This window comes from Streptomyces venezuelae (genome assembly GCF_008642315.1).
In the GTDB taxonomy this organism is placed as follows: domain Bacteria; phylum Actinomycetota; class Actinomycetes; order Streptomycetales; family Streptomycetaceae; genus Streptomyces; species Streptomyces venezuelae_D.
Genome location: NZ_CP029192.1, coordinates 3,357,030 through 3,369,754 on the forward strand (window position 1 = coordinate 3,357,030; position 12,725 = coordinate 3,369,754).

General features: G+C 70.6%; 15 protein-coding genes. 2 read left to right on the forward strand and 13 right to left on the reverse strand.

Going from position 1 to position 12,725, the window contains the following annotated elements; translation table 11 throughout:
- The first annotated feature begins 243 nt into the window (after positions 1–243).
- A complete protein-coding gene (locus DEJ48_RS14090; RefSeq protein WP_150216453.1) occupies positions 244–600 on the forward strand; it encodes a DUF192 domain-containing protein in 357 nt (118 codons plus the stop codon).
- Between the two features lie 228 nt (positions 601–828).
- Here DEJ48_RS14090 and DEJ48_RS14095 read toward each other — a convergent pair whose 3' ends face one another.
- The 13 genes from DEJ48_RS14095 to DEJ48_RS14155 form a co-directional block, all read right to left on the reverse strand.
- The gene (locus DEJ48_RS14095) at positions 829–1,683 is read right to left on the reverse strand and encodes a class I SAM-dependent methyltransferase (protein WP_150216454.1); all 855 of its coding nucleotides are present in this window, start codon (positions 1,681–1,683) and stop codon (positions 829–831) included.
- An 87-nt stretch (positions 1,684–1,770) separates the two neighbouring features.
- Complete coding sequence (locus DEJ48_RS14100) at positions 1,771–2,412, reverse strand: OmpA family protein (RefSeq protein WP_150216455.1); 642 nt, start codon at positions 2,410–2,412, stop codon at positions 1,771–1,773.
- 4 nt (positions 2,413–2,416) lie between these two features.
- A complete protein-coding gene (locus tag DEJ48_RS14105) occupies positions 2,417–3,025 on the reverse strand; it encodes a hypothetical protein (RefSeq protein ID WP_150216456.1) in 609 nt (202 codons plus the stop codon).
- A gap of 32 nt (positions 3,026–3,057) precedes the next feature.
- Positions 3,058–3,666, reverse strand: a complete 609-nt coding sequence (locus tag DEJ48_RS14110; protein ID WP_150221169.1) for a pilus assembly protein TadG-related protein — start codon at positions 3,664–3,666, stop codon at positions 3,058–3,060.
- Positions 3,663–3,881, reverse strand: a complete 219-nt coding sequence (locus tag DEJ48_RS14115) for a hypothetical protein (RefSeq protein WP_190537992.1) — start codon at positions 3,879–3,881, stop codon at positions 3,663–3,665. Before DEJ48_RS14115 ends, DEJ48_RS14110 begins: the two co-directional genes overlap by 4 nt.
- A 271-nt stretch (positions 3,882–4,152) precedes the next feature.
- Positions 4,153–5,043, reverse strand: a complete 891-nt coding sequence (locus DEJ48_RS14120; protein ID WP_223832038.1) for a DUF5936 domain-containing protein — start codon at positions 5,041–5,043, stop codon at positions 4,153–4,155.
- Between the two features lie 35 nt (positions 5,044–5,078).
- Positions 5,079–6,026: a type II secretion system F family protein gene (locus tag DEJ48_RS14125; RefSeq protein WP_150216457.1), complete on the reverse strand. Its 948-nt coding sequence runs from the start codon at positions 6,024–6,026 to the stop codon at positions 5,079–5,081.
- Positions 6,023–7,360: a CpaF family protein gene (locus DEJ48_RS14130; protein WP_150216458.1), complete on the reverse strand. Its 1,338-nt coding sequence runs from the start codon at positions 7,358–7,360 to the stop codon at positions 6,023–6,025. Before DEJ48_RS14130 ends, DEJ48_RS14125 begins: the two co-directional genes overlap by 4 nt.
- Positions 7,361–7,407: 47 nt before the next feature.
- Complete coding sequence (locus DEJ48_RS14135) at positions 7,408–7,809, reverse strand: TadE family protein (protein WP_411757453.1); 402 nt, start codon at positions 7,807–7,809, stop codon at positions 7,408–7,410.
- Positions 7,806–9,431, reverse strand: a complete 1,626-nt coding sequence (locus DEJ48_RS14140) for a CpaE family protein (RefSeq protein ID WP_150216459.1) — start codon at positions 9,429–9,431, stop codon at positions 7,806–7,808. Before DEJ48_RS14140 ends, DEJ48_RS14135 begins: the two co-directional genes overlap by 4 nt.
- A gap of 10 nt (positions 9,432–9,441) precedes the next feature.
- Positions 9,442–9,657, reverse strand: coding sequence for a hypothetical protein (locus DEJ48_RS14145; protein ID WP_150216460.1), 216 nt, complete (start codon positions 9,655–9,657; stop codon positions 9,442–9,444).
- A gap of 10 nt (positions 9,658–9,667) precedes the next feature.
- Positions 9,668–10,378 carry a Flp pilus assembly protein CpaB gene (gene cpaB / locus DEJ48_RS14150; RefSeq protein WP_150216461.1) on the reverse strand — a complete coding sequence of 237 codons (711 nt, stop codon included), beginning with the start codon at positions 10,376–10,378 and terminating at the stop codon, positions 9,668–9,670.
- Between the two features lie 105 nt (positions 10,379–10,483).
- Positions 10,484–11,455, reverse strand: coding sequence for a hypothetical protein (locus DEJ48_RS14155; RefSeq protein ID WP_317850914.1), 972 nt, complete (start codon positions 11,453–11,455; stop codon positions 10,484–10,486).
- A 250-nt stretch (positions 11,456–11,705) separates the two neighbouring features.
- On the opposite strand from DEJ48_RS14155, the gene DEJ48_RS14160 reads away from it, so the two are divergent.
- Entirely contained in the window at positions 11,706–12,716 is a 1,011-nt protein-coding gene (locus DEJ48_RS14160; protein WP_223832040.1) for a chitinase, read from the forward strand.
- The last annotated feature ends 9 nt before the right edge of the window (positions 12,717–12,725 follow it).

Sequence of the window (12,725 nt, forward strand, 5' to 3'; positions counted from 1 at the left end):
GGGGGGGAGATGGACCGGCCCGAGGGGGGGTTTCCACCATAACCCTTCGTAAGTGCCGATGGGTGCATTGGCGCCCCACAACTACTCTCCGAGACCGCCCGACGACTGCGCGATCCCGTTCTACCGGCGGAATTGCGGGTTCGAGGGCGAATTTCGGCCGGGCGCGGCGGTAACCCCGATGGGGGACCCCCTTGGGGGCGCGCGCTTGACGCGCCGGAGTGCCGGGGCGCTAATTTCGCGGACATGGCGACGATGAAGGTATCCGCGCCCCCGCAGAACCTTCCGGTCCCGCTGGAGATCGCGGACTCGCCGCGGGCGCGGCGGCGGGGTCTGCTCGGGCGCGCGGGCGTGTCGGGGGCGCTCCTGCTGACACCGGCGCGCGGCGTGCACACCCTGGGGATGCGGTTCGCTCTCGACGTGGCGTACCTCGACCGCGAGTGGCGTGTGCTGTCCATCCGGACGATGCGGCCGGGCCGCGTCGGTCTGCCGCGATGGCGGGCCAGGCATGTGATCGAGGCGGAGGCCGGGGCGATGGCCCGGTGGGGCGTGCGCCGGGGCGCGCGGATCGTCGTGGAGGGTGCCGGGCGGAGTGCGGAGTGACGGCTCGCGGTGCCGCGCGGCCCCCTCCACCGCGCGGCACCGCACGCGCGGTTTGCTCACGCGAATTAGCCTTGGTCTGAACTTACGCGACGCCCAGGGGCGGAACGAGCCAGTATTGATAACGATGCGGAATCAAGGCCTCTAGTTCGGCCCGTACGTCACGAACCGAACCCTTGGCCCGCTCTGACCGTTATGCCTGCTTAGCTACTACTCGCCCCTCACGTACCGTCAAACGGCCATGGGCTTGCGGAGGTCGAAGAGGTGGCGCGTGCTGTGGGCCACGAAGGGGCCCTCCGCCTGAATGCGGTCGTGGAGCTCCCGCAGCCGCGGACGGTACGCCTCCACGGTGAAGCCCGGGACCATCCACACCACCTTGCGCAGGAAGTGGACGACCGCGCCGACGTCTCGGAACTCCATGCGCAGCCGTTCCGCCCGCAGGTCCACGACGTCGAGCCCCGCGGCTTCCGCCTCGGCACGCTCCTGGTCCGGGTGGCGGGCGTTCCTGACCTCCTCCGGCTGCGGGCCGAGGAAGTACTCGACGGCCTCGAAGACGCTGGCGGGTCCGACGTGCTGCGCGAAGTACGCACCGCCGGGGCGCAGCACGCGGGCGATCTCGGCGAAGTGGGCCTTGACCGGGTGGCGGCTGGTGACGAGGTCGAACGCGCCGTCGGCGAACGGCAGCGGCGCGTCCTCCTGCGACGCGACGACCACGACGCCGCGCGGGTGCAGCAGGGCGGTGGCCTTCGCGACGTTCGCGGGCCAGCCCTCCGTGGCGACGGCGAGCGGCGGCAGCGTGGCGGCCGAGGCCAGCACTTCGCCGCCGCCGGTCTGGATGTCGAGGCTCGCGGAGGCGCGGGCGAGCCGCCCGGCCATCGCCTCCGCGTACCGCCACGAGGGCCGCGCCTCGGTGGCCCGCCCCTCGAACCACGAAAAGTCCCACCCCTCGGTCGGCGCGGCCACGGCTTCGGCCACGAGGGCGTCGAAGGTGCGGGGGGACGAGTCGTGGGTGCGAGGGGACGAGTCCCGGCCGTCCTGGCCGTCGTGGCCGTCCTGGCCGTCGTGGCCTGCGGGATTGCTGTTCATGGGGCAATCCTGACATCGGGGGCGCGGAAGGCACATCTCGGTTTCGCCCGTCACCTGTCGAGGGGGTGGGGGTGGTGAGGGCGTCGTTCAGCCGCTGGTTTCCGTGCCGGGGGCGTCGTTCGTCGCTCCTCGGGGGAAGGACACCTCGACGCGGCGGTTCTTCTTGCGGCCCTCCTCCGAGCCGTTGTCCGCGATCGGGTAGTCCTCGCTGTAGCCGCGCACGGAGTACGTGACCTCCGGGCCGAGGTAGCTCGCCAGCTTGTCGTGGACGGCTTCCGCGCGTTCGCGGGAGAGCTTCTTGCCGTGGCTGTAGGAGCCGAGGCTGTCCGTGAAGCCGAACACGCGGACGTCCGTGGCCTTCTGGGCCTCGGCCTCCTTCGCGATCGCCTGGATCCTGGCGGTCGCCTCGGGGTTCAGCTTCGAGCTGTCCTTGGGGAACAGGACCTCCGCCTGGAGCGCGAACTTCACGTCGGTGTTGGTGTCCTCGCGGCGCTCCTCGCCGCTGAGGTCCTCGACGACGGACTTGATGTCCAGCACCTTCGCCGGCGCGAGCGTCGCACCGTCGGCGAGCTTCAGCCCCGGGCTGGTGGCGTCGACCTCCGGGGGCGGGGAGGTGGTGGTGCTGCCCGGTGGGGCGGAGGGGTCGTCGTCGGCGTGGGCCGGCGGGGCGAAGAGGATCAGGGTGGTGAGGGTGGCGGCGCCCGCGAGGTGGCGGAGGTGGCGGGTCATGCGGTCACTCGCCTTGGGCGATCTCGATGGGGGCGGGGGGCATCGACCCCACCTGGAAGGTGACCTTGTCCGTTCCCTCTGGGGGGGCGGGGAACTGGGCGAACCAGTCCGCGGTCTGGCTGGGCTTGACGCCACCCGTGAACTTCGTGCACAGGCATCGGCCCTCGGTGTCCCGCAGGACGAGATACTTCTTCTTGCCCACGTTGTCGATCAGGTTCGCACCTGCCACGGACGAACCGTTCTTGTTCAGCTCACGTTCCTCACCACGCCAGTTGGCGGCCGCCCAGAACCTGCCACCGTTGTTCGTCACCTTGCCGGAGACGGTCACGAAACCACCCTCGTCCCTAACGGCAGAGGTGACCGTCAGGGTGATGTTCTCCTCGCCCTTGACCTCGGCCAGCACTTCGTCCGCCTCGGGCGTTTGATCGCTCTCACCCTTGTCGTCATCCTCGCCCTTGCTCTGCCCAGAGGACGACGTCGAGGTCGCGCTCTTCTCGGCCTTGTCACCATCGCCGTCTCCACCGCCGCAACCGGCCACCGTGAAGACCAGCCCAGTCGTGATCGCGACAGCGGTCATTGCCCTGCGGGTCGTCGCGGTTCGCCGAATGTTCATCGCTGCGGCTTCCTTCTCTCGTCGATCGCTTGTCAGTCGGCCAGGTGGACAGAGAAGAGAACGGATGCGTCCGGGAGATCACCCGATTCGAAGTCCTCAGGGTCGATCTCGAAGGATTCGCCACCGTCGCAATCGAATTCCACGACCTTCTCAGGATCGCTCGAGGGATCTACGTCGCAGCGCGGTTTGATGACGGCAGTGGCGTCGGCCTTGGCGTGCTGCGACTCCGTACCAGGAATGACGGAGTCACCCACTGTGTAGTTGGTCTCGACCGAAACCCTGTACCCAGGAAACCCGTTCACTTCGGTCAGTCCGAAATCGTTGACCTGCGCGTCGTTGTCAGCCGCGAGCGCGTCGGCCGCCGCCTGCGCCCCGACGTCGGTGAGCGCGTCACCGGTGAGCCAGTCGAGCCAGTCATCGCCCTCACCGATGGACAGGCCGAGTCCGTCCGCCAGCTCATCCCGGGACTCCTGCGCGGCAGCCAACGCCGCAGCGTCGGCGGCGGACTGGGCTCCATTGCGCGCCGACGCCGCTTGGGCGAAGGCAAAGAACGCCAGGGCAACAAAGAGCAGGATTCCCGTCAGCCAGATGTAGATGGGGAGCGTCTGCCCTCTGTCATCACGAGGACGGCCGCGCGTCAGCCGCCGACCACGTCGGAGACGGCGTCCTGAATGGCGCCCGAGATCTGGCCGTCGAGACCCAGACCGTCGATCAGGACGAAGATCCCCGCAATAAGAATCATCAACCCCGCATACTCCACAAACCCCGCCCCCGCATCCCGCCCCTCCCCCCGAACACGCGACGCCACGGAGACCGACCAGTCGACCCAGACTTTGAGCACGCGTTCCTTCAGCACGACGGCCTCTTCTCTCCCACCCGATACCGCGCCCTTTGTGGTCAGAGGCAACGTACGCCACACGGCGTGCATCGGCAGCAACTCTGCGCAACGCAAGCGGTATCCGGGGTGCCCGGCCCGCAACTTGGCGGGTTCTCTTCCCCCTCGTTGAGATCACCATGCACGACGTCCCCTCACGCGAACCGTGAACTCAGCCCTGACTGTCCCACATCGAGTTGCAGCCGCGAAGAGCTTTCGCGAAGTCGTTCATGACAGTTCATCTCCGTTCGTCTCAACGTCCCAGAATGGAGCCGAAGTCGGAGCCCGAGCCGAGGAACATTCCGGCTGCGATGAGGATCATCGTGGCCGGAAGCATGAAGACGAGCGTCACCATCGTCGCCTTGGGGATCGTCTTCGCCGCCCGGCGGCGGGAGTTCTGCGCGTCCGTGCGGCGCATGTCCGTGGCGATCTGGATCAGTGTCTCCGCGATCGGTGAGCCCAGCTCCTCCCCCTGCTGGAGCGCCGAGACGAACTGGGCGACCTGCTCGGACGCGTTGCGGCGGCGCAGGTCGTCGAAAGCCTGGCGGCGGCTGACGCCCATGTCCATCTGGCGGAGCGTGATGCGGAGTTCGTCCGCCCACGGACCCTCGTACCGCTCCGCGACGCGGTCCAGCGCCTGGCGGAAGCCGAGGCCCGCCGAGACGACGACCGCGAGGACGTCCAGGAAGTCGGGGAGCGTGCGGTCGATGACCTCGCGGCGTTCGCGGATCGCCTGCCAGATCAGCGCGTCCGCCGCCACCGCGCCGAACGCCAGAGTCAACAGACCGAAAAGCGGGGAGCCGTTGGTGAGGAAGACCAGGCCGAGGACGAGGCCGAAGACGCCGTACACCGCGCGCCTCGCCGCGTAGCGGTCGATCGTCAGGCCGCCGGGGTTGCCCGCCATGTCTATCCTGCGGCGCTTGGCGTCGACCCGTTTCGGGCCCATCAGGCGCAGGACCATGGGCGCGAAGCGCATGCCGAGGCGGTCCACCGCCGAGCCCGCGACCGAGACGCGGGACGCACCGACCTCCAGGGCCACGGCCAGGTCGGTGGGCAGCTTCGCGTCCGCGCGGTACATGCGGATGCCCTGGCAGACGCCGGCCACGGCCAGGCCCATCACGGCCGCGAGGAGCAGGCTCAGCACGGCGTCTCCTTCCTCGACATCATGCGGACGAACACCTAGACCTCGATCTTGCCCAGGCGGCGGATCACGAAGAAGCCGACGCCGTAGAGGCCCAGCGAGATCAGGATCAGCGTCTGGCCCAGCGGTGAACCCGTCACGCGCTTCAGCGCGCCCTCGTTCGACGAGTTGATGAGGAGGAGGGAGCCGAGGCCCAGGAGCGGGACGGTGAAGGCGGTCGCGTTGACCTCGGAGAGCATCGTGCGGACCTCGCGCCGTGTCTCCTTGCGGTCCTCCAGGGTCTGCGTGAGGTTGCGCAGGGAGTTGACGACCGTGCCGCCCGCCTTGTTGGAGAGGACGAGCGTCGTGACGAGGACTATCAGTTCGCGGGACGGGAGGCGTTCGGCGAGTTCGCCGAGCGTGTCGTCGATGGAGCGGCCCAACGTGAGCTGGTCCGCCACGTGGGAGAGTTCCTCGCCCGCGGGGGCTTCCAGTTCCTCCGCCGCCATCGCCAGTGACGTGCGCAGCGCCAAGCCCGCGGCCGTCGCGTTCGCCAGGATGCGGGCCACGTCCGGGAGTTGGTTGATGAACGCCTCGATGCGTTTCTGTCGTTGCCAGTTGAGGAACGCGACCGCTCCCCATATCGCGACGACGCCCGCGATCGGGCCGAAGAACGGCGCCAGCGTCGCGGCCGCGATCAGCCAGAGGGCGGCTACGACCGCGACGACGTAGGTGAAGAATTCGCCCGCTGTCAGGTCCAGGCCCGTCGAGGACAGGCGCAGATGGATCGCGCGGCCCAGGCGGGTGCGGCGCAGGCGGCGGTCGACGGCGGCGAAGCGGCGGGTGCGGCCCGGCGGGCCGCCGTCACCCGTGCCGGGACCGAGGGCGAGGCGGTCCACCAGGGCCTGGCGCTGGGCGCGGCCCGACGCGTACGTGTGGACGCCGGCGACCGCGAGCGTGCCCGTCAGGAGGGTGGCGCCCAGGGCGAGGAGTGCGGGGTCGTTCATCCGATCGCTTCCCTCGTGTCCAGTACGTCGATGGCGTCCGCCACCCCGAACGCGGGCGGCACCGGTTCGTTCGCGACGTACAGCTTGTCGGCGACCTCGCGCGGCAGCGGCAGGTGCTCGAAGTAGCCGTGCACGACGCGGTCCGCGCCGAGCGGACGCGGTACGAAGCGCGTGACCGGCACGATGCGGAAGTGCTGGCGGCCGTGGGAGACGAGCAGCACGATCTCGGCGACCTTGCGGGAGCCGTCGCCGTGCCGGGCGAGCTGGATGACGACGTCGACGGCCGAGTTGATCTGGTCCTTCAGGGCCTCGAAGGGGATCTGGACCTCCGACATGGAGCCGAGGGTCTGGAGGCGCATGAGGGCGTCCTCCGCCGTGTTGGCGTGGACGGTGGCGAGCGAGCCGTCGTGGCCCGTCGACATGGCCTGGAGCATGTCGAGGGTCTCGCCGCCGCGGACCTCGCCGACGATGATGCGGTCGGGCCGCATGCGGAGGCTGTTGCGGACGAGGTCGCGGATGGTGATCTGGCCCTTGCCCTCCACGTTCGGGGGGCGGGATTCGAGGCGGATCACATGGTCCTGCTGGAGTTGCAGTTCCGCCGAGTCCTCGATGGTGATGATGCGTTCGCTGGCCGGGATGAGGCCCGACAGGGCGTTGAGCAGGGTTGTCTTGCCGGTGCCCGTACCGCCGCTGACGATGAGGTTGAAGCGGGCGCGCACGAATGCGGAGAGCAGCATCAGCATGTGCTCGTCGAGGGAGCCGAGGCCGATGAGTTCGGGGAGGGTGTAGGCGCGCGGGAAGCGGCGGATGGTGAGGGTGGCGCCGGTCAGGGCGAGCGGCGGGATGATCACGTTGACGCGCTCGCCGGTGGGCAGGCGGGCGTCGACCATGGGGTTCGACTCGTCGACGCGGCGGTTGACGGTCGACACGATGCGTTCGATCGTCTGCATGAGCTGGTCGTTCGAGGCGAAGCGGAGGGGGAGCTGTTCGACGCGGCCCGCGCGCTCCACGAAGATCGAGTCGGGGCCGTTGACCATGATCTCCGTGATGGAGGTGTCGGCGAGGAGAGGTTCGAGCACGCCGAGTCCGAGGGCCTCGTCGACGACGCGGCGGATCAGCTGGGAGCGTTCGGAAGTGGAGAGGACGGGGCCTTCGCGGCTGATGATGTGGCCGAGTACGCGCTCCAGGCGGACGCGGCGGTCCGCGGCCGTGAGCGACGACATCTCGGCGAGGTCGATCTCCTCCAGGAGCTTGGAGCGGTAGACGGCGACGAGGCCGTCGTCGCGGCTCGGCTCGGTCTGGTGGGTGGGGGCCACGCGGTCGCGCAGGCTCATGTCGTCCTTCAACCTCCTTCGGGGGCGGGCGTGTTCGCGGTCCGGGGTCAGTCGGTGTCGGGCGCGTCGTCGTTCGGCATCGTCGCCTCCTTGGTGACGCTCCAGTCCGTGTCGATGAAGGGGAGCAGGGTGGGCACCTGGACCTCGACCGTGGCGGTCGTCGTGGCGCCGCCCTTGCTGACGCCGACGGACGCGGTGAGGCCGCCGTCCATGGCGGCGGCGCCCGCCGCCTCCCCGGAGTCGCCCTGCGAGGCCGCGCGGGCGGCGGCCCTGGCGCCGGAGCCCGCCTGGTTGGCCGCGTAGCCCACCAGGCCGAGCTGGATCGCGGCGAGGCCGATGAGCAGCAGGATCGGCAGGAAGCCGGCGAACTCCAGCATGGAGACGCCGTGGTCGCCCCAGCGGCGACGCCGCCCGTGCCGCTGCCGAGGCCGGTGCCGTGGACCTCTCACCCGTCCTCCCCCTCCTTCGCCGCGCCCGCCTCCCCGTCGACGTGCCATCCCGCGTCGAAGCCCGGGAAGAACACGGGGACGTCCACGGAGACGTGGGCCTTCCACACCGCGCCCTCGTCCGTGCAGGTCACCGCCGCGCCCTGCCAGGCGTCGGGCAGGTGCTCCTGGGCCGCGGCGGAGCAGGCCCCGGCCGCGCCCTCGCCCGCCGCGTACGCCGCCGTGGCCGCCCGCGCCGCCTCGTCCGCCGCGTTTCCGGCGAGGGAGTACGTGTAGCCGTACAGCGCGCACTGCCAGAGGATCGCCATGACCGCGAGCAGCAGCGGGAACATCCCGGCGAATTCGAGGGTGACCGCGCCGCGGTCGCCGGTCGCCGCCTTCCTGCGCAGGGCGAGGCCGCCGCGCCTGCCGCCCGTGCCCGGGGCGTCCGGGTCGACCAGGCCCAGTTCGCCCGCGAGGCCCCACAGGGCCTGTTTGACGGTGGAGCGGCTTTCGAGGTCCTGCATGCGGCCCGCGTCGACGGCGGCCTGCAGCTCCTTGAAGCAGGCGGGCACGGTGGTCCGTGCGGTCTTGGTGCCCGTGACGCGTTCGACGAGGACGGGTTGGATCTCGGCGCCCTTGCCGTGCCGGTTGACGACGGTGACGGTCTCCTCGGCCTTGCGGATCTGCAGCCGGTCCCAGAGGCGCACCACGCGCTTGGCGGCGCGGACGGCGACGACGTCGGGGGTGACGAGCAGCAGGGCCTGGTCGGCGAGTTCGACGGCGGTGGCGCCCGCTCCGGTCACGTAGGAGCCGCAGTCGACGACCACGACGTCGTAGCGGGCGCGCAGGGCGCCGAGGGTCTGGCGGGCGACGCGGTCGGTGACCTCTTCGCCGCGTTCGCCGTCGGCGGGGGCGAGGAGCAGGCCGACACCGGTCTCGTGGGTGTAGACGGCGTCCTGGAGGACGCGGGGCGTGATGTCGGAGATGGCGGCGAGGTCGGCGATGGAGCGGCGGAACTGCACGTCGAGGTAGGAGGCGACGTCCCCGGACTGCAGGTCGAGGTCGACGAGGGCGACGCTGCGGCCGGACGCGCGGGAGGCGAGGGCGAGGTGGACGGCGGTGAGGGTGGTGCCGACGCCGCCCTTGGCGCCGCTGACGGTGACGACGGTGCCCGCGCCGGCCCCGCCCCCGCCTCCCGCGTACAGCTCGAGTCCCCCGCCGTTTCCACTGCCCAGATGCCTGCGCATCCCCGTGGACCAGGACGCGGCGGCCTGGACGCGTTCGGCGAGGGCGTCGTAGGCGAGCGGGAGGCCGACGATGCCGCGCGCGCCGGAGTCCATGGCGGCGGTGAGGAGCCCCGGGCTGGTGTCGGCGGTGATGAGAACCACGCCGACCGCGGGGAAGCGCAGGACGAGGTCGCGGATGAGGTCGAGGGCGGGGACGGGTCCGATGCGCTCGTGGACGAGGACGACTTCGGGCAGCTCGTCCACGGACTCGGCGGCGAGCCGCGCGAGGGTGTCGAGCAGCGCCGTGGAGTCGCCGACGGGCAGCGCGGTTTCGGTGTCGGGCAGCTGGCCGGTGAGGGTGGACAGCGCGCGGGCCGCGTCGACGTCGCCGACGGCCGGGAGGATCCGAGTGGTCATCCGTGACCTCCTACTTGTCCTCGTCGAGGGTGTACGTCCGGTCCCTGGGCGGCACGCTCGCGTCACCGCCGGCGCCGACCGGGCCCAGCCCGGCGACGTGGTCGAGCAGCTCCCCGAAGACGCCGACGGACACCGCCGCTCCCGCGCCGGGCAGCCGGCCCGTCACCGCGGACAACGCGCGGGCCACGTCGACGTCGCCGACGGCCGGGAGGATCCGAGTGGTCATCCGTGACCTCCTACTTGTCCTCGTCGAGGGTGTACGTCCGGTCCCTGGGCGGCACGGTGGCGTCGCCGCCGGCGCCCACCAGGGCGAGTCGGACGTGGGTGGCGAACGATTCGGCGTAGGCGACGCGCTGGGCGTCCGCGGTGCCGAGGGCGAAGGTGATCGGCACCGCTTCCGTGGCCCTGCGGCGCGTGCGGTCGTCCTGGTCGGGTTCGAGCGGGGTCAGCTTGCCGACGTCCAGCACCTTGGCGCCCTCCACGATGACTTTGGACTGGTCCTCGGCGTTGTCGGCCTCGCCCTTGAACGTGGCGTAGATGTTGACCTTCGAGCCGGGGGTGATCTTGCCCGCGACGCCGGTCGCCGCGTCGATCATGATGGCGATCTCCTGTTGCCCCGGGCCGAGTTCGGGACGTCCGACGATCATGTCGGACTGCAGGAGCGAGCCCTTGCGGAGCTGCGTGACGGCGATCTTGCCGCGGATCTCGCGCAGATCGGTGACGGCGTTGTCGGACAGCCACCGCTCGGGCATCTCGATCTTCTCGAACTGGTCGGCGGTCAGCTCCTTGTAGGGCGCGATGTCGCCCTTGAGCTTGTACGCGGGGACCTCGGGCCCGACCTTCGAGTTCGCGTCGCGGATCACCGAGAGGACGCCCGCGAACGCGCCGAACGCGCACAGGACCGAAAGGACCAGCAGGATGACGCCGCGGCGCTGGCGTGAGTTCATGGGCCGGACTACCTCGATCGAGTGCGGTTGGCTACGGACAGTGAGCGGGGTGGCGCACGTGCGGTCGTCGGTCGCGTACGAGGGGCGAGGGAGAGCGGGAGCGGGCTACGTGGCGCCGCGGGGCAGGGCCGAGGTTCCCGGCGCGGGGGCCGGGCCCGCGGCCGGGCGGAGTCGGTGGCTCGCGGGGACGAGGGTGCGGGTCGGCTGCGCGGGGCGCTCGCCGGGCGGCGGCAGGGGCGCGGCGCAGAACGCGCAGCGGTCGCCGATGAGTTCGAGGCCGCACCAGTGACAGTCGTCGCGCCGGACGGAGGACACCAGCTGGTAGAGGACGGAGATGTCAGGGATGGCGGCGGCGAACTCGACGAGTTTCGCGGTGGCCCACCAGCGTTCGGACTCCGCGGGCAGCTGGACCTCGGTGACCTCCTGGGACTTCCAGGCGGGGGCGAGGGTACCGGTCACCCAGTCGGGGGCGAGGCGGCCGGGGGCGTAGAGGAGTCTCGTGGCGAAGCCGGGTCCTGGGAGGTCGGCCTCCTCACCGCCGCCCGTCAGCTTCACGAGTTCGGGCTGCGGGGCGGCGAGGGCGGCGAACTGGCTGCCGGGGAGCCACGACTTGGCGTGCGACTCCAGGCTGACGTCGATCCTGCCGCGGTCGAGGCGGGCGACGGAGCCGAGGAGGGCGCCCGCGTGGATGTAGTGGGACAGGAGGCGGGCCGCGGAGGCCAGGACGCCGGGGCTGAAGTCGCAGACCGACAACTGCCGCAGTTGCAGCGCGAGTACGGCGAGGCCGAGCGGCGGCAGGTCGGAGCGGACGATGGCGATGCGGTCGCTCTCCAGGACCGAGCGGACGGCGTGCAGGCGCCGGGCGACGGACGCGGGAGCGGAGGACGGGCACAGCGCGATCACGTAGCCGTGGTGCTCGATGAGGGTGTGCATCTCCGTGAGCGCCTGGTCCAGGGAGTACGTCCGCGGGGACTGCACGGCCGACTGGAGGACGGCGGCCGACGGGGTGTGCCGGTCGGGTGACGGCAGCACGAGGTCGGGGCCGGTGACGGCTATGGCGGTCGGCAACGCGTACACCCCCGGTGGTCGTGCACTCCTGCCTCAGCACCATATCCACGTCATGGTCGCCCCAACACCCAACTTCGCACTGTTCATGTGGAGGTGGGCGCGTACTCCTGTGCACCAAGTGATGTTTGATCCCTTGACAACTCAATTGGTCTGGACCAGCTTTTACGACCAAGCACGACCCAGCAGACGGCGGTGGCCACCGTTCCGACGTACCTCTCCCCCACGTTCCGACGTACCTCTCCCCCCACCGGAGGCAGCAGTGGACCGCACACGCAGGAGAAGGACCGGTGCTCTCACCGGCGCCGTCGCCGCCCTCGCCCTCACCCTGACGGGCGGCCTCTTCACCGGCACCGCCGCGAGCGCGGCCGACACCGGGGCCCGCGCCGTGCCCAAGCACGCCGTGACCGGCTACTGGCAGAACTTCGACAACGGCGCCCAGGTGCAGAAGCTGGGCGACGTGCAGGACGAGTACGACATCATCGCCGTCTCGTTCGCCGACGCCACCGGCACGCCCGGCGAGGTGACCTTCAACCTCGACTCGGCGGGTCTCGGCGGCTACACCGTCGACCAGTTCAAGGCCGACATCAAGGCCAAGCAGGCCGCGGGCAAGTCCGTGATCGTCTCGGTCGGCGGCGAGAAGGGCGCGGTGGCGGTCAACGACGCGGCGTCCGCGAACGCGTTCGCCGACTCCGTGCACGAGCTCATGCAGGAGTACGGATTCGACGGCGTCGACATCGACCTGGAGAACGGCCTCAACTCCACGTACATGACGCAGGCGCTCAAGTCGCTCGCGGGCAAGGCCGGTTCGGGCCTCGTCCTGACGATGGCCCCGCAGACGATCGACATGCAGTCCCCGTCGACCGAGTACTTCAAGACCGCGCTCGCCGTGAAGGACATCCTCACGGTGGTCAACATGCAGTACTACAACAGCGGTTCGATGCTCGGCTGCGACGGCAAGGTCTACAGCCAGGGCACGGTCGACTTCCTCACCGGGCTCGCCTGCATCCAGCTGGAGAACGGCCTCGCGCCGTCGCAGGTCGGCATCGGCGTCCCGGCGTCCTCGCGGGCGGCCGGCGGCGGATACGTCGCGCCGGAGGTCGTGAACAACGCCCTGGACTGTCTGGCGAAGGGCACGGGCTGCGGCTCCTTCAAGCCGTCCAGGACGTACCCCGACATCCGGGGCGCGATGACCTGGTCCACCAACTGGGACGCGACGGCGGGCAGCGCCTGGTCCAAGTCCGTGGGCGCCCACGTGCACGGCCTGCCGTAGCCGTACTCC